Source organism: Methylobacterium sp. D53M (assembly GCF_053345625.1).
Genome location: NZ_JBKFAL010000012.1, coordinates 39,373 through 64,594, shown reverse-complemented (window position 1 = coordinate 64,594; position 25,222 = coordinate 39,373). Strand labels below are relative to the sequence as shown.

Sequence of the window (25,222 nt, the reverse complement as noted above, 5' to 3'; positions counted from 1 at the left end):
GGACCCTCGAACGCCCGCCGCGCCGCCGTCGCGGTCTCGCCGCGCGGCCGGCGCGAGCGTCAGCGGGACGGCTCGGCGGCAGCCTCGGTCCAGCTCGGGAGCGGGAAGGTTCGATCGTAGGCGAGATTGAACACGAAGGCGTAGGCCACGTAGAAGGCCGCGATCGCCAGATCCATGAAGAAGGCCTCCACGAGGCCGATGCCGAGATACCACGCGATCGGCGGCAGCAGGATCAGGAGCAGCCCCGCCTCGAACAGCACCGCGTGGGCGACCCGCAGGACGAGGCTCTTGCGCGTGTGCCCGGCGAGCCGCTGCATCGTCCGGTCGAAGCCGAGATTGTAGACGTAGTTCCAGCTCGTCGCGACGAGGGCGCTGCCGATTCCGATCACGCCCATGTCGGCGGCGTGCAGGCCGAAGGCCGCGGTCCCGAGCGGGACGATGAGGAGCAGCCCGATCACCTCGAACAGGATGGCGTGGCGAATGCGGTCGCGGGTGGTGCGCATGGTCTCGCTCTCGAGAGGCGGATTGGTCGGCCGCTCTCTATCTGCGATAAGGCGATCCACAAGTTAGGAAGTATCGGATAAACAGATAGATGGCGGTCTCGCTCGACCAGCTCCAGGCTTTCGTAGCGGCGGCCGAGGCCGGGTCGTTCTCGGGCGCGGCGCGGGTGCTGCGGAAGGCGCAGTCGGCCGTCAGCACGCAGGTGGCCAACCTCGAGACGGATCTGGGGCTGGCGCTGTTCAGCCGCGCGGGCCGGAACCCCGTGCTGACCCCGGCGGGCGAGCGGCTGCTGCTGGAGGCGCGCGTGGTGCTCGACCGGCGGGAGCACCTGATCGGTGTGGCGAGCAGCCTGGAGCAGGGCGTCGAGAACCGGCTGGTGGTCGCCATCGACGAGCTCTACCCCGAGCACGCCCTCGGCGCCCTCTTCGCCAGCTTCGCCCAGCGCTTCCCCTTCGTGGAGCTCGAGCTGCTCTTCCCGCTGATGGAGGATGTCAGCCGCATGGTCCAGTCGGGCGCCGCCGACCTGGGCGTGATGTGGCGCCAGGAGGGGCTCCCGACGGAGCTCGGGTTCCGGACCATCGGCTGGGTGCCGCTCAAGCTGGTCTGCGGCCGCGATCACCCGCTCGCGAAGGAGCGGGTGGCGTGGGAGGAGCTGAAGCGCCACCGCCAGATCCTCGTGGCCGCCCGCGGCGACGGGGCGGAGAAGCGCCGTTTGCGGGTCGCCGCCGAGGTGTGGTGGGTGGAGAGCCACTGGGTCATCCTGGAGATGGTGAAGCACGGGATCGGCTGGGCCTTCGTCACCGACCACGTCATCGCCGCGTCCCTCACGGCGCCGTACCTCGTGACGCCCGACCTCCAGTTCGATGAGGGCGACTGGCCGATCGCCCTGGAACTGGTCTGGCACAAGCAGCGGCCCTGCGGCCCCGCCGCGGCCTGGCTCCGCGAGCGTTTCGCCGCGGAGCGCGTCGGGATCCACCCGGGCGGGACCTGAGCGCGGTGCGGGACGGACGCCTGCCGGGCCCCGCCTCGGCGATACGCCGCTGTCGACGGTCCTGACGGGCCGGCGAGATCCCGGTCGTCGAGGACGTCCACCCCGCGAGTCTAGACGCAAAAGACCTTCCGTGCTTCTATCCATTCGAAATTCCTATGGGTCGGCCCATGGAACTCCGGCATCTTCGCTACTTCGCCGCGGTGGCGGAGCATCTCAGCTTCACCGCCGCCGCCCAGAGCCTGGGCGTGTCGCAGCCGCCGCTGAGCCAGCAGATCCGCGATCTCGAGGTGGAGATCGGCGTCAACCTGTTCGAGCGCTCGAGCCGGCGCGTCGTCCTGACCGCGGCGGGCGAGGATTTCCTCGGGAACGCGCGGGCGGTCCTGGCGCAGGTCGCCGATGCCGTCGACCGGGCGCGGACGATCGGCACCGGAACGGCCGGCATCCTCAACATCGGCATGACGAGTTCCGTCCTCGCGGGGCCGGCCGGTTGCCTGATCCGGGCCTTCGAGCAGCGCTTCCGGGCGGTGGACGTGCGCATCCACGAGATGGCGCCGGCCGACCAGATCGCGGCCCTCAAGGCGAACCGGACGGATCTCAGCTTCCTCCGCAGCCCCCCCGAGGATCTGGATCTCGTCGCCCACCTGGCGTGGCCGGAGCGGCTCTGCGTGGCCGTGCCGCGCGAGCACGCCCTCGCCGCCGGTCGCAGTGTCGCGATCGACGTCTTCCGCAGCGAGCCGCTGATCTCGCTCGGCCTCGAGAGCTCGCGCTTCGCGGCGGATATCTACCAAGCCTGCATCGCGCGCGGGTTCACGCCGAGCATCTCGCAGCAGGTCCGCGAGGCCTCGTCGCTGATCAACCTGGTCGCGGCGGGCTTCGGTCTCGCCATCATCCCGGAATTCGTCGGCCGGCCGAGGCATCCGGACGTCGTCGTCCTGCCGATCAAGCCGCCCTTCCTGTCGGCTGACGTCTACGCGCTGCATCATCAGCGCCGGAACCCGGTGATCGACAATTTTCTCGGGCTGATCCGCGAGGAGGCCCCGGGCTTGATCGCGCGCTTCCAGAGGCGGTGACGCCCTTCGTCTCCGCACCCGCTCGCCGGCGCCGTCCGCGACCGTCTCCGAGGCAGCGTCCTGCGCGCAGGCGCCATCCCGAAGGAACCCCGAAGCCCCCCCGAAAGCCAACGCGAACCGCGCGGTAGCCCGCAGCGGCGTTCCCGGTGGCGTCCCCGGCGGCGCCTGTCTCAATCCTCGACGAGCCGGCGCAGCCGGGTCCGATGCAGGCGCACCTGTCGGCCGCCGTCGCGTCGCAACACCCCGTCCTCCTCCAGCTGCGAGAGGGTGCGCGATACGGTCTCGATGGTCAGGCCGAGGTAGTCGGCGATGTCGCGGCGGGTCATCGGCAGCGCGAAGGTGCCGGCGGCGCCGAGGCGGTCATCGACCTCCAGCAGGAAGGCGGCGACCCGCTCCTGGGCCGAGCGCCGTCCGAGCAGGAGCGCCAGGTCCTGGGCGTGTCGCAGGTCGCTCGTGGCCACGCTCCAGAGTCGGCAGGCGACCTCGGCCCGCCCGGTCGCGGCGCGCTCGACCTGTCGCCGCTTGAAGATCAGCACCTTGGTGCTGGTGAGGGCCTCGGCGGTCTGGCGATTGGTCTCGCCCTGCCCGAGCCCGAACAGGTCGCCGGCCAGGTGGAAGCCCGTGATCTGGCGGCGCCCGTCGCTCAGGACCCTGTGGGTGCGCACCGCGCCGCTGAGGACCTTGTAGACGAACTCGGCCTCCTCGCCCTCTCCGTAGATCTCCTCCTCGCGGGCGTAGGAGAACGGTGTCCCGACGACGTCGGGGCATCCCGCGAACAGGGTGCTCCCCTCGATCTCCGGGACGGGAGCGGGACGGGCTGCGGGCCCCTCCGGTGCTGTCCGTGCCGTGAACTCGGTGCTCATCGCTGCGCTCCTCGCCTGCGTCGGTCGGGACCAGATTGGCAGCGGGCGGGAGGCGGAGAAATTCCGGTCGGAGCCTTAAGGCGCGCCCCTTAAGGGCAATCCCGTAGTCGCGGGTGCCGGCCGGATGCCCGCGGCCGCGGCGGCGACGGGCGCCTCAGACGGAGCGCGCCTGGGGCGACACGAAGAGCCGCCACAGCGCGTACGCGGCCAGGGCGGCCACGGCGAGCCCGGTCAGGCCGTGCACCCACACGGGTGCCGTCGCGTCGGCGAAGCCGAGAACCCAGGGCGCCACGGCCGCCCAGAGCCCGAGGGCGACGTTGAGGTATTCCTCCCAGGCGCAGGTCACGCCGAGGGCCAGGAGTGCGACCACGGTGATGGCGCCCCCGGTCACGAAGGCGTTGCGCGCGGCGGCCGTCTCGTAGCCCAGATCCAAGTACCACGGTGCGAGGAGGAGCACGACGCCGAGGAGCATGTTGAGCGCGTTCGGGACCATGTCCGCCGTTCGGTTCTCGATCGTTCTCACCGGATCCCCGTGCGGGCTGACGGCATCGGCGGCCCGATGTCCGGGCGCCCGAGCCCTGAGCGACAGACGACCTGCCATCTCTCACGGGCCGAGCATCCGGTATCCGTGCGGCCGGTCATTGATCTGGCTCAAGTCGATCGCGGCCTTGCCCGCGTGTCGGGATCCGGCAAGCTTGGCGCGCCGCGGATTTGCTGCGCGCTGTGGGTGGCAGACTCGATTCTCGAGATTGTCGTCGCCGACGGGACGCGCGCGTCGGCGAGATCCGCGTCCTCCCGTCGGACCGGGCGGACGCGGATCTCGGGCGTGGCGACCTCAGGCGGCCCGGACGGTGGCGAGGAAGCGGGCGACCTCGGCGCCGAGATGCTCGGATTGCCGCGACAGCTCCGAGGCCGCCGACAGGACCTGCGAGGCCGCAGCCCCCGTCTCCTCCGAGGCCTGCGCCACGCCGGCGATGTTGCCCGTCACCGCGTGCGTCCCCGCCGAGGCCTGCGCCACGTTGCGCACGATCTCCTGGGTCGCCGCGCCCTGCTCTTCGACGGCCGCCGCGATCGACGTCGCCACGCTGTCGATCTCCCGGATCCGGCCCGTGATCCCGCCGATCGCCGTCACCGCCTGCGCGGTCACACCCTGGACCTCGCCGATCTGGCGCGCGATCTCCTCGGTCGCCTTGGCGGTCTGCTCGGCCAGCGCCTTCACCTCGGAGGCCACCACCGCGAAGCCCCGCCCGGCCGCGCCGGCGCGGGCCGCCTCGATCGTGGCGTTGAGCGCCAGCAGGTTGGTCTGGCCGGCGATGCCGGAGATCATCCCGACCATGTCGCCGATCCGCGCGGCGTTCTGGCTGAGCGCCTGGACGAGGTGGGCGGTCTGGTCGGCCTCGCCGACCGCGGCCTGGGCGAGCTGGGCCGAGCCGGTCACCTGCCGGCCGATCTCCTGCACCGAGGAGCCGAGCTCCTCGGCGGCGGCCGCCACCGTGTTGACGTTGGTGGACGCCTCCTCGGCGGCCGCGGCCACGGTGGTCGACTGGGATGCGGTCTCCTGGGCGGTGGCGGTCATCTGCTGGGCGGTGGCCTGGAGCTCGGTGGCCGAGGACGAGACCAGGCCGACGATGCCGCCGACGGCGCGCTCGAAGCCGTCGGCGAGCTCGACCATGGTGCGCTTCCGCTCGGCGGCGGCGGCCGCGTCGGCGCGACGCCGGACCTCGGCCTCCTCGGCGGCCTTGCGGGCGACCATGGTCTTGATGCCCTCGACCGCCTGGCCGACGGCACCGATCTCGTCGCCGCGGGTGGCCTCGCGGATCTCGGCGTCGACCGCGCCCTTGGCCATCCGCTGCAGGACGCCCACGAGGCTGCCCAGCGGGCGGGTGACCTGAACCACGATCACGTACACGCCGTAGGCGATGCTGAGCGCGGCGAGCGCGAGCGCGGCCAGGAGCGCGAGGCGCGACCAGCCGGCAATCGTCTCCGAGCGCCGGAACTCCGCCTCGGCTTCCCGGACCTGCAACGCGGTCAGCTTGCTCAGCGTGGCGGTGGTGGCCTGCATGCTCTTCAGCAGGTCCGTGTGGGTGGCCTCGAAATCCGAGGCCGCGCCGGCGGCGACGCGCTTGAGGATCTCGGCCGCGATCGCGTCGTTCCGATCGACGCGCACCTGCAGCTCCTTGGCGAGGGCCTCCTCCTCCGGGGTCAGGTAGGTCGCCAGATAGGCCGACCACTCCTTGTGGAGCTTCGACAGATCGCGCTCGATCTTGTCCTTGGCCTCTGCCGGCGCGATCTGCTTGCCGCGCAGCTGGCGCGAGGCGTCGAGCAGGTCGTCATAGGCGTCGCGGATGATGCTGAACTGCCGGAGACAGACGACGCGATCATCGAAGACGGTCTTCAGGCTCTGATGGCTCCAGTGGAGCGAGAGATTTCCGAGCGCCGCTGTGGCGAGCAGCACCAAGCCGAGTCCGCCGAGCAGCGAGACGAGTCGCAGTTTGATGGTCATTTTCATGAGGCGGATGTCCAGGCGACGGAACCCAGGGCTGCGAACGCGTCAGCCAGGCTGAGCAGTCATGATCGGGTTGCGTAAAATATACGCAAACTGATTAAGATTTATTCCGAAGAGTTTCCCGTTACGGGGTCTGTCATTCGGTCTCCGGCTCGCGATATCGTGCGTGCAAAGGCGGTTATTCAACTTCAAGATGAGGAATCGGAGCCGAATCAATCGGAAAGGGCCTCCGGTGCGGACCGGAGCGTCACCGCTCGACGTGGCCGATCGCCGCACAGCGGGCGGCACGCGCAGGGCGGGATCGACCGGTTAGGAACGTCGCCGGTCTCGGGATGGCGGCAGCACGGACGCGGTCCCGGTCTTGAGGCAGGTCAAGGTCGGCCGCCGCGGACCACCCCTAATCTCGGCACCATGACCTCACTGGACGCCACGCTCCCGGCGAACGCCACGCTGTCCGCCGCGTCGAGCCTCATCTACGTCGTGGACGATGACCCGGCCATCCTGCACTCGACCCGCTTCCTCTTGGAGAGCGAGGGCCACCGGGTGGAGACCTTCGCCGACGGACGCGCGCTGCTGGCCGCCTTCCCCGGCCCGCACCCGACCTTCGTCCTGCTGGACCACGTCATGCCGGGGATGGACGGGCTCGCGGTGTGGGGCCGGCTGCGGGACCTCGCTGCCGGCGTGCCCGTGATCCTGATCACCGGCCACCCCGATCCGGGCATCCGGAGCCGCGCCCGCGCCGCCGGCATACCCCTGGTCGAGAAGCCGCTGGCGTTCGACGCCCTGATGGGCATGCTCGCCGCCGGCCCGATCCCCGCCAGCCGCACCCGTTAGGGTCCGCGGTGCCCGCCCGAGACGCCCGACCGTCGGCCCGCCGACGCGGCGGCGCGTGAGGTCGTCGACCCGGCACGGGCAGGCTCCGCCGGATCGACGACAGGCCGGTGGCGATCCGCCCGACGGCGCTCCGACACTCAGATCAATGATCGCACCATCTAAACGCGCAACCTATCAATCAAGCCGAACAAGATATTGGACCAACGGTCGACCGTGCGTCTATCTCGCGTCGGAACGAGGGATCACGCCATGTTCGACCTCGACCAGGACTATCCCCGCGACATGGTCGGATACGGCCGGCATCGACCGGACCCGGCCTGGCCCGGGGGCAAGCGCGTCGCCGTCCAGTGCGTCATCAACTACGAGGAGGGCGGCGAGAACTGCATCCTCCACGGTGACGCGGCGTCCGAGGCCTTCCTCTCCGAGATCGTCGGGGCCCTGCCCTGGCCGGGGAAGCGCCACGCCAACATGGAGTCGATCTACGAGTACGGCGCCCGCGCCGGCTTCTGGCGCCTCTGGCGCGCGTTCACGCGCCGCAACCTCCCGGTCACGGTCTTCGGCGTCGCCTCGGCGATGCAGCGCAACCCCGAGGCCGTCGCCGCGATGGTCGAGTCCGGCTGGGAGATCGCCAGCCACGGCCTGCGCTGGATCGACTACCGCGACCACAGCCCGGAGGCCGAGCGCGCCGATATCGACGCCGCCGTCGCGCTGCAGGCATCGCTGACGGGCAGCAGGCCCCTCGGCCTGTACCAGGGGCGCACCTCCGCGAACACGCTCGCCATCGGCGCCGTCGAGGGCGGATTCCTGTACCTCGCCGATTCCTACGCCGACGACCTGCCCTACTGGCTGCGGATCGGGGGGCTTCAGCAGCTCGTCGTCCCCTACACCCTCGACGCCAACGACATGCGGTTCGCCACCGCCCAGGGCTTCAACAACGGCGACCAGTTCTTCGGCTACCTCAAGGACACGTTCGACGTCCTGTACCGCGAGGGCGAGGCGGGACGGGGCGGCATCATGTCGGTGGGGCTGCACTGCCGCCTGGTCGGGCGTCCGGGGCGGATGGCCGCGCTGGAGCGGTTCCTCGACTACGTGGGCGATCACCCCGACGCCTGGGTGACCACGCGGCTGGACATCGCCCGTCACTGGATCGCGGCCCACCCGCCGCGCGGCGGCTACCGGCCGACCTGCATGGGCCGCGCCCTGTTCGGCGCGGTCTTCGGCCCGGTCTGCGCCGGGCTGGCCGACGCGTCGCCCGCGGCGGGCGTGGCGATGGCGGAGCGGGTCCACGCGGCCGGACTCCCCGCGGAGGCGGACGACCCGTCCGGCCTGGCCCGGCTCCTCGCGGAGGCCGCGGGCGCCCCGGCCGACGCGGGCGGCCTCCGGACCCGCCTCGCGGCGGTGGTCGCGGGATAGACAAGTCGACGTCGCGACCGGGACTGGGAGGTCCGAATTCGGTCGTGATCTGTATTCAGGTCGTGTTTTTAGAAGTCAGGAGACGGAGAGTTCCAGGTTTTGCATGGCGGTCCCAGCGGGTCGTCAGCGTCACGGAAAAAGCCCGGCAACAGGGCTGCGCCAGTCAGGGAGAAACGCCATGTACGCACAGGTTGAGGCCGCCGGCATCAGCACGGCCGTGTCGGACGAACGGGAAGCCGTCGTCATCAAGCCGAGCTACGATCCGGATCTCGTGAACAAGGATCTGGCCCCGCTGCGCAAGCAGACCTGGGGCACCTACAACATCTTCGCCTTCTGGATGTCTGACGTCCACAGCGTCGGCGGATACGTGACCGCCGGCTCCCTGTTCTCGCTGGGCCTCGTGAGCTGGCAGGTGCTGATCGCCCTGCTCGTCGGCATCGTGATCGTCCAGATCTTCTGCAACCTCGTCGCCAAGCCGAGCCAGCAGACCGGCACGCCCTATCCGGTGATCTGCCGCGCCTCCTTCGGGGTCAAGGGCGCCAACATCCCGGCGATCATCCGCGGGCTGATCGCGGTCGCGTGGTACGGCATCCAGACCTACCTCGCCTCGGCGGCGCTGACGGTGGTGGCGCTCCGCTTCTACCCCGAACTCGCCGTCTACGCCGACGTCAAGCAGTACGGCTTCGCCGGCCTGTCGGGTCTGGGCTGGGCCGCCTTCATGACGCTCTGGGTCCTGCAGGCGCTGGTCTTCTGGCGCGGCATGGAGGCGATCCGCGTGTTCATCGACTGGGCGGGGCCGGCGGTCTACGTGGTGATGATCGCGCTCGCCGCGTACCTCGTCGCCAAGGCCGGGATCGGCGAGATCGGGCTGACCCTGGGCACCGTGAAGTATACCGGCTGGGACGCCCTGCCGGTGATGATCAACGCCGTCGCCCTCGTGGTCTCCTACTTCTCCGGGCCGATGCTGAACTTCGGCGACTTCTCGCGCTACGGCGCGAGCTTCGAGGCGGTGAGGAAGGGTAACTTCTGGGGTCTCCCGGTGAACTTCCTCGGGTTCTCGCTCCTGACGGTCGTCACCGCCTCGGCGACGGTTCCGGTCTTCGGCCACCTGATCACCGACCCGGTGGAGACGGTGAGCCGCATCGACAGCACCTTCGCGGTCGTGCTCGGCGCCTTCACCTTCATGACCGCGACCATCGGGATCAACATCGTCGCGAACTTCGTCTCGCCCGCGTTCGACTTCTCGAACGTGTCGCCGCGGCGGATCTCGTGGCGCATGGGCGGGATGATCGCGGCCGTCGGCTCGATCTTCATCACGCCCTGGAATCTCTACAACAATCCCGCGGTGATCCACTACACGCTCGACGTCCTCGGCGCGTTCATCGGCCCGCTGTTCGGGATCCTGATCGCCGACTTCTACTTCGTGAAGAAGCAGAAGGTGGTCCTCGACGACCTCTACACGATGAGCCCCGCCGGGACGTACTGGTACAGTGGCGGATACAACCGCGCCGCGGTGACCGCCATGATCCCCTCGGCCCTCATCCCCGTGCTCTGCGTGATCCTGCCGGGCCTGGAGGGCGTGGCGAACTTCACGTGGTTCATCGGGTGCGCCCTGGGCTTCGCGATCTACACCGCCCTCATGCGCCGCCCCGCGGGCGCGGCCCGTCCTGCCTGAGGCCGTCCTGCCTGAGGCCGTCCTGCCTGAGGCCGTCCGGACCTGGACCCGCCCCGGTCCGGATCGGAGACACGAACGGCCCGGCGGCGCGGCCTGACCCGCGCCGCCGGGCCCCCCGACCTCCCCATCCCCGGCCGGCTGCGTGCGGGCCTCTGCCCGGCCATCCGGCCGGCTCCCGCCACCCGAGGGCGCCATGCGGATCCTGCTGCTCAATCCGAACACCAGCACGTCTGTGACCGACCTCCTGGCCGGGCAGGTCGGGACGATGGCGGGCGCGACTGCGACCTTCGTCCCGGCCACGGCGCGGTTCGGCGCCGCCTACATCGCCAGCCGGGCGGCCCTGGCCATCGCCGGCCACGCCGCCCTCGACGCCTTCGCGGAGCACGGCCGGGACTGCGACGCGGTCTTCCTCGCCTGCTTCGGCGATCCCGGGCTGCTGGCCCTGCGCGAGGTCTCACCGGTCCCGGTGGTGGGGATGCTCGAAGCGTCGTGCCGCGAGGCCCAGCGGGTCGCCGGGCGCTACGCCATCGTGACCGGCGGGGCCCTGTGGAAGCCCATGCTCCGCGAGTGCGTCGCGAGCCTCGGCGTCGGTGACGGCCTCGCGGGCATCCGAACGATCGCGCGCACCGGCGGCGAGATCGCCAAGGACCCGGAGGCGGCGCTGTCCGACCTCGCGGCCGCCTGCCGGGCCTGCGCCGAGGAGGATCGCGCCGAGGCGGTGATCCTCGGCGGCGCCGCCCTGGTCGGCCTCGCGGCCCGCCTGCAGCCGCACGTGCCGGTCCCGGTCCTGTGCTCGGTCACGTCGGGGGTGAAGGCGGTCGTCGCCGCCGCGGCCGCGCCCTACCGGCGCCCGCCCGCCGTCGCCGCGGACAATGTCGGCCTCGGCCACGCCCTCGCGACGCTGCTCGCGCCGCGCGAAGCCATCGGCTGAGACGGGGCGGGCGGCCGCCGGCGCGAGACTGGCAGCCGTCCTGCATCGCTCGGAATTCCAACGCCCCGTTCCGGATGGGGCAACCCTGTGGGGCCAGCCATGACGATCCAGGCGCACCACGCGACCGACATGCCGGCCCTCGCGGCGCCCGCGCGCCTGGACGACGCCTACCGCCGGATCACGTGGCGGCTGCTGCCATTCCTGATGGTCCTGTGGATCCTGTCCTGGATCGACCGGGTCAACATCGGCTTCGCCAAGCTGCAGATGCTGGCCGAGCTCCGGTTCAGCGAGACCGTCTACGGCATCGGCGCGGGGATCTTCTTCATCGGCTACTTCCTCTGCGAGGTGCCGAGCAACCTGCTGCTGGAGCATATCGGCGCCCGGAAGACGATCGCGCGGATCACCCTGCTGTGGGGGCTCTGCTGCGTGGCGATGATGTTCGTGACCACGCCGGCGTTCTTCTACGTCCTGCGCTTCCTGCTCGGTGTCTTCGAGGCCGGATTCTATCCAGGGGTCATCTTGTACCTGACCTACTGGTATCCGAGCGAGCGCCGGGCCAAGGTGTTCGGGCTGTTCATGTCGGCCTCGGCGCTGGCCGGCGTCATCGGGGGGCCGCTCGCGGGCGCGATCATGTCGGGGATGCACGGCGTCAACGGCTGGTCCGGCTGGCAGTGGGTGTTCCTGCTCGAGGGTATCCCGTCGATCCTGGCCGGGATCGTCACGCTGTTCTACCTCACGGACCGGCCCGCCAAGGCCGGCTGGCTGACGGCGGAGCAGAAGGCGCTGGTCGAGGCCGACCTCGCGCGCGACGCCGCGGCCCTCGGCCACCGCGAGCACCGCATCCTCGCCTCGCTGAAGGACGCGCGCGTCTGGCAGTGCATCGCGATCTTCTTCTGCATCGTCACAGCGAACTCGGCCCTGACCTTCTTCGGCCCGAGCGTGGTGCGCGACGCCGGCTTCACCGACCCGCTGACGGTCGGCTGGATCATGTCGGCGGCCTATCTCTGCGGCGGCGCCGGGATGATCCTGAACGGCCGCCACTCGGACCGGACCGGCGAGGCGCGGCTGCATTGCGGGGTCCCGGCCTTCGTCGGGGCACTGGCCATCGCGCTCACCGGCGTCTTCATCGCGGGCGCGCCGGTCCTCGCGCTGCTCATGCTCGGGGTGGCGATCGTCGGCACGATGAGCGCGATCCCGGTCTTCTGGCAGATCCCCGGCCGCTTCCTCGCCGGGTCGGCGGCCGCGGCCGGCATCGCGCTCATCAACTCGGTGGCCAATCTCGCGGGCTTCGGAGCGCCGGCGGCGATGGGTTACCTGCGCGAGCAGACCGGCTCGGTCGCGACCGGCCTCTGGCTGGTCGCCGCCGTCGAGGCCGCGGCGCTCGTCCTGATCCTGGCCTTCGTCCCGCCGGCGACGCCGGAGATGGGTCGGCGCGCCCGGGCCCGCGCGGCGCACGAGCCGGCGTGAACCGCAGCACGAGAGGGAGGCTTTCTTGGAACACGGACCCGAACGACACGCTCTGACGCGGCGCGGCCTCGTCGCGACGGGGCTCGGCGCCGCGGCCGCGGTCTCCGCGGGCCCGGCGCTGGCCCAGGGCACGCCCGCTCCGGCGGCGGCTCCGGCCAATGCTCCGGCCGGTTCCCCGACCAAGCCCGGCACGCTGAACACCGCGCCCGTGTCGCAGGCCGGCCTCTCGCCGCGGCTGACCCTGCACGCCATCGACAATTTCCACGGCACGCCCGGTGCCGGGATGGTCTGCGACCTCGCGATGCACGACGGCACCGGCTACCGGCCGATCCGGACGGTCACCACCGCGCCGAACGGCCGGACCGCCGAGCCGCTCCTGGTCGACGAGGCCTTCAAGGCGGGCCGCTACGAGCTTGTGCTGCACCTCGAGGCGTATTTCGCGAACCTGGGCGTGAAGCTCCCGACCCCGAACTTCCTCGGCCTCGTGCCGATCCGGTTCCGGATCCGCGACGCGAGCCAGCGCCACCACCTGCCGGTGCTGTTCACGCCCTGGGGCTATTCCTACTACCGCGGCAGCTGACCCGTCCGATCCCCGACGCGACAAGGAGACCCGGCATGGCGGGCATCACCACACACGTCCTCGACACCGATCGCGGCCGCCCCGTCGCGGGGGTCCGGATCGACTTCTCCGTCCTCGAGAACGGCCAGTGGCGGCTCGTGAAGAGCGTCGTCACCAATGCCGACGGCCGGACCGACGCGCCGATCCTCCCGGCCGACAAGGCCGAGACCGGCCAGTACCAGCTGGAATTCTTCGTCGACCCGTATTTCCAGGGCCGGGCCGGCACCGCGGAGGCCGACATCTTCATCGACAACCCGGTCGTGCGGTTCGCCGTCTTCGACGCCAAGCAGCATTACCACGTGCCGATGCTGTGCGCCCCGTCGAGCTTCACCACCTATCGCGGAAGCTGAGCGGCATGATCGACCTCGACCGCCTCAACGCCCTCGAGCGCGACGCCTTCGTCGCGTATCTCGGCGGCGTCTTCGAGCACGCGCCCTGGGTCGCCCGAGCCGCCCACGGCGCGGCGCCCTTCGCCGACCTCGACGCTCTCCACGGGGCGATGATGGCGGCCGTGCGCGCGGCGCCGCCGGACGTGCGCCTGGCCTTCCTCAACGGCCATCCCGAACTCGCCGGCCCGGAAGCCCGGGCCCGGGCGATGACCGCCGATTCCGCGCAGGAGCAGGGCAGTGCCGGCCTCGACCGGCTGACGGAGGCGGACGCCGCGGCCTTCGACCGGCTGAACGCCGCCTACCGGCACCGGTTCGGCTTCCCGTTCATCGTCGCCGTGCGCGGCCGGGACCTGCGCGAGATCCGCGCGCTGTTCGAGGAGCGCCTCGCGCGCGCGGTCGCGGACGAGGAGGCGACGGCCCTGGAGGAGATCGGCGCGATCACCCGGATGCGGCTCGACCGGCTGGTGCGGCCGGCCTAGCGCGGCGCCCCGCGGCGATTTCGATCTTGGCCGGCCGGCCGGGCGCGTCCATGCTGGGCGCGGTCGGGACCGCCGTCCCGGTTCGAGGGCTGCATGAAGCGACTGGACGTGGCCGTCATCGGCGGCTCGATCGCCGGGCTGACCACGGCGTGCCTGCTCGCGCAAAGCGGCCACGCCGTCACGGTGTTCGAGCGGTCGGCGGCCGCGCTCACCGGCCGCGGGGCGGGGATCGTCACGCATCCCGGCCTCCGGGCGGTGCTGGCGCGCTGCGGTGCTCCGGCCGGGGCGGGCGATCTCGGCGTCACCGTCGAGGGCCGCCGGGTCCTCGACCGGGACGGGACCGTGATCGCGGAGCGGAGCCTGCCGCAGGTGCTGGCGAGCTGGGGACGGCTCTACGGCCTGCTCCTGGACGCCGCGCCCCCGGACAGCGTCCGCTACGGCGCGGCGCTCGCCGCGGTCGAATCCGACGGCGCGCGCGTCGTCGCCTTCTTCGAGGACGGTCGCCGGATCTCCGCGGATCTCCTCGTCGGCGCCGACGGGCAGTTCTCGACGGTGCGGTCCCGGTTCCTGAGCGGTGTCGCGCCGCGCTACGCCGGTTACGTGGCGTGGCGCGCCGTCGTCGACGCGGCGGCCCTCGCGCCGGCGACCCGGGAGGCGATCGGCGGCCATTTCGCGTTCTGCCTGCCTCCGGGCGAGCAGATCCTCGGCTATCCCGTGCCCGGGCGCGCGGACGAGGCCGCCGGGCTGTGCTTCAACGCGGTCTGGTACAGGCCGACCGAGGAGGCCGCGCTCGCCGCGCTGCTGACCGATACCGGCGGCGTCCGCCACGCCCTCTCCATCCCGCCGGGCCGCATCAAGGCCGCGGTGCTGGAGGCGATGCGCGCCGACGCGGCGCGGATCCTGGCGCCGCCCTTCGCCGAGGTCATGCTGCGCGCCGAGCAGCCGTTCCTGCAGGCGATCCTGGACATCGAGACGCCGACCATGATCCCGGCCCGCGGCGTCGCCCTGATCGGCGACGCCGCCTTCGTGGCCCGGCCCCATGTCGGGATGGGCGTGACCAAGGCCATGGAGGACACCGCCGCCCTCGCGGACGCCCTGGACGCGGCCGGCGGCGACGTGGACGCCGCGCTCACGGCCTTCGAGGCGCGCCGACGCGCCTACGGCGCGGCCGTCGTGGCGCGGGGACGCGATCTCGGCGCGTACCTGCAGGCGCAGCAGCGCGGCGCGGCCGAGCGGGCGGCGGCGGCGCGGTACCGCAGCCCCGAGGCGGTGATGGCCGGGACGGCGGTGCCGCCCGATGTCCCTCTCGCTTAGGCCGCGCGGCGGGTCGCCTCCGCGCGCACGGCGGCCGGGAGCGCGAGGGGCGGGTTCGCGCTGTCCAGGAACTCGACGGTGGTGAAGATCAGCTCCGTGTCGCCGATATTGGCGAGGTCGTGGGTCATCGACTCGCCCGGCCCGAACGACAGGTGCTGGATGTCGCCCGCGCGGTAATCGACCTCCGCGACCCGCCCGTCGCCGTAATGCGAGCGGGCCCGCCCCGCCGTCACCGCGGTCCAGAAATAGTCGAGCACGTGCGTGTGGAAGCCGATCCGGGCGCCGGGCGCCAGGACGATGGTCCAGACCCGGGAGCGGTGATCCTCCGAGAGCAGCCGGGTGCCGACGCAGCCGTTGTCCCGCGCCGCCGCGTATTCCTGCGCCAAGTGGGGCGGCAGCGCCGCCGGTTCCGTTCCCTGGGTCATGGCGTTCCTCCGGCCCGCGAGGCTAACGCAGTTCCCGCGAAAGTCATCGCCGCGGCGGCCCGCTTCGGTGACGCGGGCGGGCCAGACCGGCGCCTCCCGTGATCCGGGGATCCCGGGACGGCCCTACAGCGCGTCGGACGACCGCGCCGCCGTCACCACCCGGCGGTGGGTGGCGAGCAGCCCCGGAAGCGCGGCGTCGAGCATGGCGGCCCGGACCGCGTCGCGGTCCGCCGTGCCGTCCATGCCGTAGACCCGCGAGCGCAGGCCGACGTAGACCAGCGCGCCGTGGATGCCGAACAGGAGCTCGAACTCGTCCGCGGCGAGCGGCTGCACCTCAGGGTCCGGCAGGTTCGACTCGGCGCGCATCCCGGCGAGCAGCGGCGCGAAGATGCGCGCGCGGACCATGCCGAGGTAGCGGCTCGGCAGATCGAACCCTTTGAGACCGGCCGACACGAAGATCCGCAGCCACGCGTAGTCGTCGATCCGGCGCTGGTAGTCGATCTCGAAGCGCCGGAAGCGCTCGAGGACGGGGAGCGCGGTGTCGCGCACCGTCGCCTCCCAGCCGGGATCCCAGCGCCTGAGATAGACCTCCTCGTAGATGCGCTCGATGAGCGCCGCCTTGGTCGGGAAGTAGCGGAACAGCAACGGCTGCGTGATGCCCAGCCGGCGGGCGAGCTCCCGGGTGTGCCCGTCGAGGCCGACCTCGGCGAAGTAGGCGACCGCGCCCTCGACGATCTGGCGCTCGCGGGCCTCCGGCGTCAGCCGCCGGCCGGTCGGCACCCGACCGTCACTGTCCGCCGGGCTGCTTGACGCCATCTCGGTTTCGCCTTCTATTGAGCGAACGATCAATAAGGGCCTCCAGCCTGTCCCATCGGGGCGGTCATGGGCAAGCCCATCGGGAGGAGGACCAGGGCTTGAAGGCGCCCGACTTCGCCTACGTGCGTCCGGCCTCGCTCGACGTGGCGCTGGCCCTGCTCGCTGAGCACGGGGAGGACGCCGTTCCGCTGGCGGGCGGCCAGAGCCTCGTCACGGCCCTCAACATGCGGCTCTCGGCGCCCGGCCTGCTGGTCGACCTCAACGCGATCCCCGAACTCACCGGTGTATCGGAGGCCGGCGGCGAGGCCGGCGGCATTGTTCGGATCGGCGCCATGACGCGCCACCGCGACGTCGGGACCGCGGAACTCGTGCGCGAGCGCCTGCCGCTGCTCGCCGCCGCCCTGCCGCACATCGCCCATCCGGCGATCCGCAACCGCGGCACGATCGGCGGCTCGGTGGCGCTGGCCGACCCGGCCACCGAGTGGCCCGCCTGCTGCCTCGCCGCCGGCGCCTCGATCGTGGTGCGCGGGCCCGGGACCGAGCGGCGCGTCCCGGCGGACGATTTCTTCCAGGGCCTCTACACGACGGCCCTGGAGCCCGGCGAGATCGTCACGGCGATCGAGTTCCCGGTGCCGGGGGCCGACGCGGTCTGGGGCTTCGAGGAACTGTCGCGCCGCCACGGCGACTACGCCCTCGTCGGCCTCGCGGCGACCGGGCGGCGGTCCGCGGGCGGCCTGTCGGACCTGCGCCTCGCCTTCTTCGGCGTGGCCGACCGGCCGGTGCTCGCCCGCGCCGCCGCGGCGGCCCTGGAGGCCGGCGATCTCGCGGGCGCCCAGGCGGCGCTCGCCGGTGAGCTCGACCCGCCGGACGACCCGACGACCAAGGCCGCGACGCGGCTCCACCTCGCCCGCGTGATTCTCGGCCGCGTGGCGGCGAGGATGCGCGGCGGCAGCGCGCAGGAGGGCGGTCCCGATGGCGTCTGAGAGCCCCGATCGCGCGCACGCGGTCGCCTTCACGCTGAACGGCGAGGCCGTGCGGGCGCATGTCCCCGCCCGGATGCATCTCGGCGACCTGCTGCGCCAGTCCTTCGGCCTCACCGGCGTGCATCTCGGCTGCGAGCACGGGGTGTGCGGCGCCTGCACGATCCTGGTCGACGGCCGGGCGGTGCGGTCCTGCCTGATGCTCGGCGTCCAGGCCGACGGCGCCACCGTCGAGACCGTGGAGGGCCTGACCGAGAGCGGGCGCATCCGCGACCTGCAGGACGCCTTCCACGCCCGCAACGCCCTGCAATGCGGCTACTGTACCCCCGGCATGCTGGTGACGGCCGCCGAGCTCCTGGACGACGCGGACGCGGCCACCTCGCGCGAGGCGATCCGCGCGGCGATCGCGGGCAATTACTGCCGCTGCACCGGCTACCACGCCATCGTCGACGCCATCGTGGCGACCGCCGAGGCGCGCGGGCAAGGTCGCCGGGATGCCGGCAGGGATGCCGGCCTGGAGGCCGCCGAATGAGCGCGGATCCGGGCGGCCTCACCTTCCTCGACCGGCCGAACAGCTATATCGGCCGCTCGGTCCCGCGGCCGAACGCGCGGCGCCTGCTCGAGGGACGGGGCGTCTACGTGGACGACGTGGCCGTCGCCCGCCTCGGCCACGTCGCCTTCCTGCGCAGCCCCCACGCCCACGCCCGCATCGTCGCCCTGGACACCGCGGACGCGAAGGCGATGCCCGGCGTGATCGCCGTGGTGACGGGGCCCGAACTGGCGGCCGTGTGCACGCCGTGGGTCGGCGTGCTCGGCCACTTCAAAGGCCTGCGCTCGGCGCCCCAGCACGCCCTGGCCCTCGACCGGGTGACCTGGGTCGGCGAGCCGTTCTGCGCGGTCGTCGCGCACGGCCGGGCCGAGGCCGAAGACGCGCTCGCGGCGGTCGTGGTCGAGTTCGACCCGCTCCCCGCCGTCGTCGACATGGAGACGGCGCTCGATCCCGCGACGCCCGCGATCCACGCCGAGCTCGGCGACAACCTCGCCTTCGAGCGCGTCCTCGACGTCGGCGACGTCGACGCGGCCTTCCGCGACGCGGCCCTGGTGGTCGAGGAGACCTTCCAGTTCGGCCGGCACACGGGCGTGTGCCTGGAGCCGCGGGCGATCCTGGCCGACTGGGCGGCGGCGGACGGGATGCTCACCGTCCACCACTCCTTCCAGGCGCCGCACATGATGCAGGACATCCTGTGCAAGCACCTCGCCCTCCCCGAGGGGGCGGTGCGGGTGATCTGCAAGGATGTCGGCGGGTCCTTCGGGATCAAGGTCCACATCTACCCCGACGAGATGGCGACCTGCGCGCTGGCGCTGATGCTCAAGCGCCCGGTCAAGTTCGTCGCCGACCGGCTGGAGAGCTTCCAGAGCGACATCCATGCCCGCGACCACCGGGTCACCGCCCGGATGGCCTTCTCGGCCGAGGGCGACATCCTCGCCCTCGACATGGACGACCTCACGGGCATCGGGCCCTACTCGGTCTACCCGCGCACCAGCGCGGTCGAGGCCAACCAGGTCGTCAACCTGACCGGCGGCCCCTACCGGCACCGGCACTACCGGGCCCGAGCCCGGATCGTGCTCCAGAACAAGGCGCCGACCTGCCAGTACCGGGCGGTGGGGCACCCGATCGCCACGATGGTGGCCGAGGGGCTCGTCGATCTCGGCGCCGCCCGGCTCGGCCTCGATCCCCTGGCCGTGCGCGAGCGCAACGTCATCCCGGACGACGCCTATCCCTGCGCGGGCGTCTCGGGGATCAAGCTGGAGAAGCTGTCCCACCAGGCGGCGCTCGCCAAGCTCAAGGCGATGATGGATTACGACGGTCTCAGGGCCGAGCAGGCGAACCTGCGCCGGCGGGGGATCCACCGGGGCATCGGGCTCGCGGCCTTCATCGAGATCACCAACCCGTCGGCGGCCTTCTACGGGGTCGGCGGCGCGCGCATCTCCTCCCAGGACGGCTGCACGATCCGGCTCGATCCGCAGGGCGGCGTCGTCGCGTCGGTCAGCGTCACCGAGCAGGGCCAGGGCACCGAGGGCATCATCGCGCAGATCGTGGCCACCGCCACGGGCGTGCCGATGGACAAGGTCCGGGTGATCTCCGGCGACACGCAGTCGACGCCCTACGGCGGCGGGACCTGGGCCTCGCGCGGGGCCGGCATCGGCGGCGAGGCCGCGTGGCAGGCCGGCAAGGCGCTGCGCGGCAACGTCCTGGCGGTGGCGGGCGCGATCCTGCAGGCCGATCCGGAAAGCCTCGACGTCCGCGACGGCGCCGTGGTGGACGCAGGCACCGGGACCGAGCGCATGCCGCTCGCGGAGCTCGGCCGCATCGTCTACTTCCGCCCCGACACGCTGCCGCCGGGGGTGCAGCCCGAATTCGTGGCGACCCGGCACTACGTGCCCAAGGACTACCCCTTCGCCTTCACCAACGGCGTGCAGGCCTCCTACGTCGAGGTCGACACCGAGACGGGCTTCGTGCAGCTGCTCAAGCACTGGTGCGTCGAGGATTGCGGCACCGTGCTCAACCCGCTCCTCGTCGACGAGCAGATCCGCGGCGGCATCGTCCAGGGGATCGGCGGGGCCCTGTTCGAGCACTGCCTCTACGACGGCGAGGGGCAGCTGCTGAACGGGTCGATGGCCGACTACCTCGTGCCGATGGCCGGCGAGATGCCCGATATCGACGTCGCCCACGTGGTCTCGGCCACCGCGTCGTCCGAGATCGGCGCCAAGGGCGCGGGCGAGGCCGGCACCGCCGGCGCGCCGGCGGCGGTCGTCAACGCCATCAACGACGCGCTCGCGCCGCTGGACGCCCGGGTCGCGCGCCAGCCGGTGACCCCCGAGGTCGTGCTGGAGGCGCTGGGATTGATCTGATCACAGGACGGATAAACCGGATAGGCTTCGCCGTCTTTGCGAGCGCAGCGAAGCAATCCAGGGCAGCGGGACGCTGCCGAACGTGGCGGCTCCCTGGATTGCTTCGCTGCGCTCGCAAGGACGGATGGCCTTCTCCGGTCAGGACACATCGACCACGACGACACATCGACCATCACGGGGCACGGTCCGCCGAAGAGACCGGTCCCGACGAGGAAACGCCGACGGAGGGACGGGAATGGGAACGGGCTTCGACAGGCGCCGGCTGCTCCAGGGCAGCGCCGCCGCATCCGCGCTGGCGCTCGCCGCCCCGGCGCTCCTGCGCTCCGCGATCGCGCAAGGCGGTTCGACCGGAGGCCCGATCCGGATCGGCTTCCCGGTGCCGCTCACCGGCGCCTTCGGGGCCGAGGCGAACGACCAGGTCCGCGCCGCCCAGCTCGCCGTCAAGGCGTTCAACGAGGCCGGCGGCTTCCAGGGCCGCACGGCCGAGCTCCTCGTGCGCGACGACAAGCTCAACCCCGGCGAGGCGGCGACCCGGACCCTCGAGCTGATCGAGAAGGACAAGGTCAACTTCCTGGTCGGCGGCCTCTCGGCGGCCGTGACTCTGTCGATCAACAACGTCGCCCGCGAGCGCGGCGTGATCTACAACTCGATCAGCCAGTCCGACGCGATCAACGAGGCCAAGGATTTCGGCCGCACCACCTTCCACGAGGCCCTGAACCCGCACATGACCGCGGGCGCGGTCGGCCGCTACGTCTTCCCGAAGTCCGGCAAGCGCGTCGCCTTCCTCAGCGCCGACTACGCGTACGGCCACGAGATGATGCGCGGGTTCAAGCGCGCCGGCGAGGCCTCGGGCATCGAGGTCGTGGCCGACATCCGCCACCCGATCGGCGCCTCCGACTACTCGGCCTTCCTGCCCCGGATCGCCGCGCTCAAGCCCGACGTGCTCTGCCTGTGCAATTTCGGGCGGGATCAGGTCGTCTCGATCCAGCAGGCGACCGAGTTCGGCCTGAAGCGCTCGACCAAGCTCGTCGCGCCGGTCCTGCTCTTCACCGCCCGCAAGGCCGGCGGCGACGCCTTCGACGGCGTGATCGGCGGCACCTCCTACTACTGGCGCCTGGAGGACAGCGTGCCCTCCGCCAAGGCGTTCAACGACCGGTTCCGCGCCGCCTACAACGGCGCCGTCCCGTCGGATTACGGGGCGCTGGGCTATGCCGGCGTCCGCTCGGTGCTGGAGGGCGTGAAGGCCGCCGGGTCGGTCGAGACCGACAAGGTCGTGGCCGCCATGGAGGCCCTGAAGGCCGACTTCTACAAGGGTCCGCAGAGCTTCCGGAAATGCGACCACCAGTCGGTGCAGTCGGTCCTGATCGTCGAGGCGAAGTCGAAGGACATGAAGACGCCGGACGACGTCTTCACGATCCTCGGCACGGAGGGGCCCGACGAGCGCTTCCTGCGCGGCTGCGACGAACTCGGGCACAAGGCGTGAGGCGCTCCGTGCGAACCCGCGGGAGGGCGCGGCCTTGAGCGCCATCACGATCGGCGGCTTCTCCCTCGATCTCCTCGCCCTCCAGCTCGTGACCGGCATCGCGCTGGGAGCGATCTACGTGCTCGTCGGCATCGGCCTGTCGCTGATCTTCGGGCTGATGAACGTCGTCAACTTCGCCCACGGCGCGTTCTTCATGGTCGGCGCCTATGTCGGCGTCTTCCTGTACGGCTACACCGGCAGCTTCTGGCTGAGTCTCGTCGCGGCGCCGCTGGCGATGGGGCTCCTCGGGCTCGCCGTGGAGCGCGCGCTCGTGCGCCCCCTCTACGGGCGCGGCATCGACGACCCGCTGCTCCTCACCTTCGGCCTGTCGTACGTGATGGTCGAGAGCGTGCGCATCGCCTTCGGGCTGACCGGCCTGCCCTTCGGCGCGCCGCCCGAGCTGCGCGGCGCGGTCGACATCGGCATCGGCTACTTCCCCCTCTACCGCCTGTTCCTGATCGGGTTCGCGCTGGCGGTGGTGGGCGCCCTGTGGCTGTTCATCGAGCGCACGCCCTTCGGCCTCGTGATCCGGGCCGGCGCCCGAGACCCGCAGATCGTGCAGGTGCTCGGCATCGAGATCACCAAGGTCTGGCTCGCGGTCTTCGCCCTCGGCTGCGCGCTCGCCGGGCTCGCCGGCATCCTCGCCGCGCCCCTGCAGGGCGTCACGCCCGAGATGGGGGTCCCGGTGCTCGCCGAGGCCTTCGTGGTCACGGTGGTGGGCGGCATGGGCTCGCTGGCCGGGGCCGTGCTCGCCGGGCTGATCGTCGGGATCGTGGTGGCGATGACGTCGCTCGTCGCCCCCGACATGACCAAGATGGCGATCTTCGCCCTCATGGCCCTGGTGCTGCTCGTGCGGCCTCGGGGCCTCCTCGGCCGGGCCGGAGCCCTCGGATGAGCGCCCGCGCTCCCGCCTCCGCCGTCACGAAGGGCGGCGCCCTTCCGGCTACCTTGCCGGCGGCCCGGCCGGGCTCCGGCCGGGCCGGGCGCCGGCTGGCGTGGTGCGGCCGGCACCGCGTCGCCCTGACGCTCGCCTTCCTCCTCGTGTTCCCCTGGATCGCGCCCTACCAGGCCCTTGCCGTGAACATCCTGGTGCTCGGGCTCTACGCCCTCGGGTTCAACCTGCTGTTCGGCTATACCGGGCTCCTGTCCTTCGGCCACGCCGCCTTCCTGGGCGGCGGCGCCTACGGCTGCGGCATCGCCATCGTCCATTACGGGCTGCACCCGGCCCTGGCCCTCGTCGCCGGCACGCTGCTCGCGACACTCATCGCCGCCGTCATGGGCGTGCTGGCGATCCGCACCCGCGGCATCTACTTCGCGATGACGACCCTGGCGCTGTCGATGTGCGTCTACTACGCCTTCTACCAGGCGGAGGCCTTCACCGGCGGCGAGAACGGCCTGCGCGGCATCAACGTGCCGGCGCTCGCCCTGCCGGGCTTCAGCCTCAACCTCCTCGACCCGGTGGTGAAGTACTACGCCGCGCTGGCGGTGGTCGGCGTCGCGGTCTGGCTGTTCTCGCGCCTCCTGTCGTCGCCCTTCGGGGCCGCCCTCGAGGCGATCCGCGAGAACGAGGGCCGGGCGCAGGCCTGCGGCTACGACGTGCGCCGCATGAAGCTCGCGGCCTTCGTGATCTCCGGGGCCCTGTGCGGCCTCGCGGGCGGGCTCCAGGCGATCCACCTCTCGATCGTGCCGATCGAGACGATGCACTATTCGACCTCCGGCCAGGCCGTGATGATGGCGCTGCTCGGCGGCATGGGGACGTTCTTCGGGCCCTTCGTCGGCGCCGCGACCTTCGCGCTCCTGCAGGACGGGCTCGCCACCGTGACGAGCCACTGGCAGCTCTTCGTCGGCGCTGTCTTCATCGCCTTCGTGCTGTTCCTGCCGCTCGGCATCTGGGGCGAGGTGCTGGCGCGCCTGAGGAGGGCCGGATGGTGAGCGCCGCCGCCGCGCCGGCAAAGGCTCCGAGTACGGCGCCGCCGATCCTCGCCACGGAGGGGCTCGGCAAGCGGTTCGGGCATTTCCGCGCCCTGTCCGACGTGACCGTCGCGTTCCCGGAGGGCGGCATCACCGCGATCATCGGACCGAACGGGGCGGGCAAGTCGACCTTCTTCAACCTGATCTCGGGCGCCTTCCCGCCGAGCGAGGGCCGCGTGCTGTTCCGCGGGCGCGACATCACCGGGGCGGCCCCGCACGCCTTCGCCCGGATGGGCATCGCCAAGTCGTTCCAGATCACCAACGTCTTCCCGCACCTCACGGTGCGCGAGAACGTCCGGGTGGCCGCCCAGGCCCGGCGGGTCCGCTTCGCGTTCTTCCGGGACCGCGCGGCCTATCCCGAGCTGGCGGAGCGGGCCGAGGAACTCCTCGGCGAGGTCGGGCTCGGCGCCCGGATGGACCGCCTCGCGCGCGAACTCGCCCACGGCGAGCAGCGCGCCCTGGAGATCGCGGTGGCGCTGGCCGCCGAGCCGAGCCTCCTCCTCCTCGACGAGCCGACCGCCGGGATGAGCCCCGAGGAGACGCGCGAGATGATGGACCTCGTGCAGCGCCTCGCCGAGACCCGGACGCTGATCCTCGTCGAGCACAAGATGAAGCTCGTCATGGGCCTGTGCCGGCGCCTCGTCGTCCTCCACCAGGGCCAGCTCCTGGCCGAGGGCAGCCCCGACGACATCCGGGCGCATCCGGAGGTGCGCCGCGTCTACCTGGGCAACACGGCGGGCAAGATCACGGGCACGACCGCATGAGCGCCGCCGTCACGCAGCCGCTCCTGGCGGTCGAGGACCTGCGGGCGTGGTACGGCCACTCCCACATCCTGCAGGGCCTCTCGCTGGAGGTGCGCCCCGGCGAGATCGTCACGCTGGTCGGCCGCAACGGCGCCGGCAAGACCACCACGCTGAAGGCGATCATGGGCCTCGTGGCGAAGCGCGAGGGGCGCGTGACCTTCGCGGGCGCCGACATCCTCCACCGGCCGCCCCACGAGCGCTTCCACCAGGGCCTCGCCTACGTGCCGGAGGAGCGGCGCATCGTGCCGGGGCTGACCGTGGAGGAGAACCTGCGCCTCGGCATCCTGGCCGCCCGGGGGGCAGGACGGGGGGGGCGCGCGACGCGCCGCGACGAGGCGCGGCGGATCGAGGTTATCGCCGAGACCTTCCCGCGGCTGAAGCAGCGCCTGAAGCAGGAGGCGGTCACGATGTCGGGCGGCGAGCAGCAGATGCTCGCCATCGCCCGGGCGCTCATGGCCGAGCCCGTGATGGTGCTCCTCGACGAGCCCTCGGAGGGGATCATGCCGATCCTGGTCGAGGAGATGTTCGCGCAGTTCGTCGCGATGAAGCGGGCCGGCACCACGATCCTGCTCGTGGAGCAGAACGTCGAGCTCGCCCTCGACGTGTCCGACCGCGTCTACATCGTCGACGGCGGCGCCGTCGTCTACCACGCCCCCGCGGCCGCGCTGCGGGACGATCCCGAGATCCAGGCGCGCTACTGCGCGGTCTGAGCGCCCGCACCGGCCGGTGGGCGGCGCAGT

Annotated in this window: 24 protein-coding genes and 1 pseudogene; 19 read left to right on the top strand and 6 right to left on the bottom strand. The window is 71.9% G+C overall.

What is annotated here, in order from left to right; all coding sequences use genetic code 11:
• Positions 1–59: 59 nt before the first annotated feature.
• The gene (locus ACLBYG_RS17625; RefSeq protein WP_020094459.1) at positions 60–503 is read right to left on the bottom strand and encodes a PACE efflux transporter; all 444 of its coding nucleotides are present in this window, start codon (positions 501–503) and stop codon (positions 60–62) included.
• Between the two features lie 89 nt (positions 504–592).
• On the opposite strand from ACLBYG_RS17625, the gene ACLBYG_RS17620 reads away from it, so the two are divergent.
• Both ACLBYG_RS17620 and ACLBYG_RS17615 read left to right on the top strand, forming a co-directional pair.
• Positions 593–1,492: a LysR family transcriptional regulator gene (locus ACLBYG_RS17620; protein WP_100251682.1), complete on the top strand. Its 900-nt coding sequence runs from the start codon at positions 593–595 to the stop codon at positions 1,490–1,492.
• 167 nt (positions 1,493–1,659) lie between these two features.
• A complete protein-coding gene (locus ACLBYG_RS17615; RefSeq protein ID WP_447682239.1) occupies positions 1,660–2,562 on the top strand; it encodes a LysR family transcriptional regulator in 903 nt (300 codons plus the stop codon).
• Positions 2,563–2,732: 170 nt separating this feature from the next.
• Here ACLBYG_RS17615 and ACLBYG_RS17610 read toward each other — a convergent pair whose 3' ends face one another.
• From ACLBYG_RS17610 to ACLBYG_RS17600, 3 genes are all read right to left on the bottom strand, one after another.
• A complete protein-coding gene (locus tag ACLBYG_RS17610) occupies positions 2,733–3,425 on the bottom strand; it encodes a helix-turn-helix domain-containing protein (RefSeq protein WP_447682238.1) in 693 nt (230 codons plus the stop codon).
• Between the two features lie 154 nt (positions 3,426–3,579).
• Positions 3,580–3,918, bottom strand: a complete 339-nt coding sequence (locus ACLBYG_RS17605; protein ID WP_447682237.1) for an SPW repeat domain-containing protein — start codon at positions 3,916–3,918, stop codon at positions 3,580–3,582.
• Positions 3,919–4,260: 342 nt separating this feature from the next.
• Positions 4,261–5,934, bottom strand: a complete 1,674-nt coding sequence (locus tag ACLBYG_RS17600) for a methyl-accepting chemotaxis protein (protein ID WP_447682236.1) — start codon at positions 5,932–5,934, stop codon at positions 4,261–4,263.
• A 408-nt stretch (positions 5,935–6,342) separates the two neighbouring features.
• Here ACLBYG_RS17600 and ACLBYG_RS17595 point away from each other — a divergent pair, with 408 nt between their 5' ends.
• The 9 genes and pseudogenes from ACLBYG_RS17595 (at position 6,343) to ACLBYG_RS17555 (ending at position 15,052) form a co-directional block, all read left to right on the top strand.
• Positions 6,343–6,765: a response regulator transcription factor gene (locus tag ACLBYG_RS17595; RefSeq protein ID WP_447682235.1), complete on the top strand. Its 423-nt coding sequence runs from the start codon at positions 6,343–6,345 to the stop codon at positions 6,763–6,765.
• Between the two features lie 249 nt (positions 6,766–7,014).
• Positions 7,015–8,124 (top strand): annotated as a pseudogene (gene puuE / locus ACLBYG_RS17590) (allantoinase PuuE); the annotation flags it as partial.
• 232 nt (positions 8,125–8,356) lie between these two features.
• Positions 8,357–9,853 (top strand): NCS1 family nucleobase:cation symporter-1, encoded by a 1,497-nt coding sequence (locus ACLBYG_RS17585; RefSeq protein ID WP_020094451.1) that lies wholly within the window; start codon positions 8,357–8,359, stop codon positions 9,851–9,853.
• A 193-nt stretch (positions 9,854–10,046) separates the two neighbouring features.
• Entirely contained in the window at positions 10,047–10,784 is a 738-nt protein-coding gene (locus tag ACLBYG_RS17580; protein ID WP_020094450.1) for an aspartate/glutamate racemase family protein, read from the top strand.
• A 99-nt stretch (positions 10,785–10,883) separates the two neighbouring features.
• Positions 10,884–12,251, top strand: coding sequence for an MFS transporter (locus tag ACLBYG_RS17575; protein WP_091682436.1), 1,368 nt, complete (start codon positions 10,884–10,886; stop codon positions 12,249–12,251).
• Positions 12,252–12,276: 25 nt separating this feature from the next.
• Positions 12,277–12,831, top strand: a complete 555-nt coding sequence (gene uraH, locus ACLBYG_RS17570; protein WP_100251675.1) for a hydroxyisourate hydrolase — start codon at positions 12,277–12,279, stop codon at positions 12,829–12,831.
• A 35-nt stretch (positions 12,832–12,866) separates the two neighbouring features.
• A complete protein-coding gene (gene uraH / locus ACLBYG_RS17565; protein ID WP_132368751.1) occupies positions 12,867–13,220 on the top strand; it encodes a hydroxyisourate hydrolase in 354 nt (117 codons plus the stop codon).
• 5 nt (positions 13,221–13,225) lie between these two features.
• Positions 13,226–13,738 carry a 2-oxo-4-hydroxy-4-carboxy-5-ureidoimidazoline decarboxylase gene (gene uraD, locus ACLBYG_RS17560; protein WP_447682234.1) on the top strand — a complete coding sequence of 171 codons (513 nt, stop codon included), beginning with the start codon at positions 13,226–13,228 and terminating at the stop codon, positions 13,736–13,738.
• A 93-nt stretch (positions 13,739–13,831) separates the two neighbouring features.
• Positions 13,832–15,052, top strand: a complete 1,221-nt coding sequence (locus ACLBYG_RS17555; protein ID WP_447682233.1) for an FAD binding domain-containing protein — start codon at positions 13,832–13,834, stop codon at positions 15,050–15,052.
• On the opposite strand, the gene ACLBYG_RS17550 is transcribed toward ACLBYG_RS17555, so the two are convergent.
• Both ACLBYG_RS17550 and ACLBYG_RS17545 read right to left on the bottom strand, forming a co-directional pair.
• Complete coding sequence (locus tag ACLBYG_RS17550; protein ID WP_447682232.1) at positions 15,049–15,477, bottom strand: hypothetical protein; 429 nt, start codon at positions 15,475–15,477, stop codon at positions 15,049–15,051. The two genes, ACLBYG_RS17555 and ACLBYG_RS17550, sit on opposite strands and share 4 nt — an antisense overlap.
• A 123-nt stretch (positions 15,478–15,600) precedes the next feature.
• Positions 15,601–16,293, bottom strand: a complete 693-nt coding sequence (locus ACLBYG_RS17545; protein WP_447682231.1) for a TetR/AcrR family transcriptional regulator — start codon at positions 16,291–16,293, stop codon at positions 15,601–15,603.
• A gap of 98 nt (positions 16,294–16,391) precedes the next feature.
• Between ACLBYG_RS17545 and ACLBYG_RS17540 the strand changes: the two genes are divergently transcribed.
• From ACLBYG_RS17540 to ACLBYG_RS17505, 8 genes are all read left to right on the top strand, one after another.
• Positions 16,392–17,276 (top strand): FAD binding domain-containing protein, encoded by an 885-nt coding sequence (locus ACLBYG_RS17540; RefSeq protein WP_447682230.1) that lies wholly within the window; start codon positions 16,392–16,394, stop codon positions 17,274–17,276.
• Positions 17,266–17,805 (top strand): (2Fe-2S)-binding protein, encoded by a 540-nt coding sequence (locus ACLBYG_RS17535; RefSeq protein WP_447682229.1) that lies wholly within the window; start codon positions 17,266–17,268, stop codon positions 17,803–17,805. Before ACLBYG_RS17540 ends, ACLBYG_RS17535 begins: the two co-directional genes overlap by 11 nt.
• Positions 17,802–20,186 carry a xanthine dehydrogenase family protein molybdopterin-binding subunit gene (locus tag ACLBYG_RS17530; protein ID WP_447682228.1) on the top strand — a complete coding sequence of 795 codons (2,385 nt, stop codon included), beginning with the start codon at positions 17,802–17,804 and terminating at the stop codon, positions 20,184–20,186. The genes ACLBYG_RS17535 and ACLBYG_RS17530 overlap by 4 nt, the downstream gene beginning before the upstream one ends.
• 235 nt (positions 20,187–20,421) lie before the next feature.
• Positions 20,422–21,669: an ABC transporter substrate-binding protein gene (locus tag ACLBYG_RS17525; protein ID WP_447682227.1), complete on the top strand. Its 1,248-nt coding sequence runs from the start codon at positions 20,422–20,424 to the stop codon at positions 21,667–21,669.
• A gap of 34 nt (positions 21,670–21,703) precedes the next feature.
• Positions 21,704–22,603, top strand: coding sequence for a branched-chain amino acid ABC transporter permease (locus tag ACLBYG_RS17520; protein ID WP_447682226.1), 900 nt, complete (start codon positions 21,704–21,706; stop codon positions 22,601–22,603).
• Entirely contained in the window at positions 22,600–23,640 is a 1,041-nt protein-coding gene (locus tag ACLBYG_RS17515; protein ID WP_234083170.1) for a branched-chain amino acid ABC transporter permease, read from the top strand. The genes ACLBYG_RS17520 and ACLBYG_RS17515 overlap by 4 nt, the downstream gene beginning before the upstream one ends.
• The gene (locus ACLBYG_RS17510; RefSeq protein WP_447682225.1) at positions 23,634–24,443 is read left to right on the top strand and encodes an ABC transporter ATP-binding protein; all 810 of its coding nucleotides are present in this window, start codon (positions 23,634–23,636) and stop codon (positions 24,441–24,443) included. The genes ACLBYG_RS17515 and ACLBYG_RS17510 overlap by 7 nt, the downstream gene beginning before the upstream one ends.
• Positions 24,440–25,192, top strand: coding sequence for an ABC transporter ATP-binding protein (locus ACLBYG_RS17505; RefSeq protein WP_447682224.1), 753 nt, complete (start codon positions 24,440–24,442; stop codon positions 25,190–25,192). Before ACLBYG_RS17510 ends, ACLBYG_RS17505 begins: the two co-directional genes overlap by 4 nt.
• Positions 25,193–25,222 lie beyond the last annotated feature (30 nt).

What these genes read in the sequence shown, in the direction of transcription:
- ACLBYG_RS17605 (WP_447682237.1), bottom strand. Translation starts at nt 3,918, where the DNA reads ATGGTCCCGAACGCGCTCAACATGCTCCTCGGCGTCGTGCTCCTCCTC.
- uraH (WP_132368751.1), top strand. Translation starts at nt 12,867, where the DNA reads ATGGCGGGCATCACCACACACGTCCTCGACACCGATCGCGGCCGCCCC.
- ACLBYG_RS17625 (WP_020094459.1), bottom strand. Translation starts at nt 503, where the DNA reads ATGCGCACCACCCGCGACCGCATTCGCCACGCCATCCTGTTCGAGGTG.
- ACLBYG_RS17580 (WP_020094450.1), top strand. Translation starts at nt 10,047, where the DNA reads ATGCGGATCCTGCTGCTCAATCCGAACACCAGCACGTCTGTGACCGAC.
- ACLBYG_RS17510 (WP_447682225.1), top strand. Translation starts at nt 23,634, where the DNA reads ATGGTGAGCGCCGCCGCCGCGCCGGCAAAGGCTCCGAGTACGGCGCCG.
- ACLBYG_RS17555 (WP_447682233.1), top strand. Translation starts at nt 13,832, where the DNA reads ATGAAGCGACTGGACGTGGCCGTCATCGGCGGCTCGATCGCCGGGCTG.
- ACLBYG_RS17600 (WP_447682236.1), bottom strand. Translation starts at nt 5,934, where the DNA reads ATGAAAATGACCATCAAACTGCGACTCGTCTCGCTGCTCGGCGGACTC.
- ACLBYG_RS17545 (WP_447682231.1), bottom strand. Translation starts at nt 16,293, where the DNA reads ATGGCGTCAAGCAGCCCGGCGGACAGTGACGGTCGGGTGCCGACCGGC.
- ACLBYG_RS17610 (WP_447682238.1), bottom strand. Translation starts at nt 3,425, where the DNA reads ATGAGCACCGAGTTCACGGCACGGACAGCACCGGAGGGGCCCGCAGCC.
- ACLBYG_RS17595 (WP_447682235.1), top strand. Translation starts at nt 6,343, where the DNA reads ATGACCTCACTGGACGCCACGCTCCCGGCGAACGCCACGCTGTCCGCC.
- ACLBYG_RS17525 (WP_447682227.1), top strand. Translation starts at nt 20,422, where the DNA reads ATGGGAACGGGCTTCGACAGGCGCCGGCTGCTCCAGGGCAGCGCCGCC.
- ACLBYG_RS17550 (WP_447682232.1), bottom strand. Translation starts at nt 15,477, where the DNA reads ATGACCCAGGGAACGGAACCGGCGGCGCTGCCGCCCCACTTGGCGCAG.
- ACLBYG_RS17515 (WP_234083170.1), top strand. Translation starts at nt 22,600, where the DNA reads ATGAGCGCCCGCGCTCCCGCCTCCGCCGTCACGAAGGGCGGCGCCCTT.
- ACLBYG_RS17505 (WP_447682224.1), top strand. Translation starts at nt 24,440, where the DNA reads ATGAGCGCCGCCGTCACGCAGCCGCTCCTGGCGGTCGAGGACCTGCGG.
- ACLBYG_RS17615 (WP_447682239.1), top strand. Translation starts at nt 1,660, where the DNA reads ATGGAACTCCGGCATCTTCGCTACTTCGCCGCGGTGGCGGAGCATCTC.
- ACLBYG_RS17575 (WP_091682436.1), top strand. Translation starts at nt 10,884, where the DNA reads ATGACGATCCAGGCGCACCACGCGACCGACATGCCGGCCCTCGCGGCG.
- uraD (WP_447682234.1), top strand. Translation starts at nt 13,226, where the DNA reads ATGATCGACCTCGACCGCCTCAACGCCCTCGAGCGCGACGCCTTCGTC.
- ACLBYG_RS17585 (WP_020094451.1), top strand. Translation starts at nt 8,357, where the DNA reads ATGTACGCACAGGTTGAGGCCGCCGGCATCAGCACGGCCGTGTCGGAC.
- ACLBYG_RS17620 (WP_100251682.1), top strand. Translation starts at nt 593, where the DNA reads ATGGCGGTCTCGCTCGACCAGCTCCAGGCTTTCGTAGCGGCGGCCGAG.
- ACLBYG_RS17535 (WP_447682229.1), top strand. Translation starts at nt 17,266, where the DNA reads ATGGCGTCTGAGAGCCCCGATCGCGCGCACGCGGTCGCCTTCACGCTG.
- ACLBYG_RS17530 (WP_447682228.1), top strand. Translation starts at nt 17,802, where the DNA reads ATGAGCGCGGATCCGGGCGGCCTCACCTTCCTCGACCGGCCGAACAGC.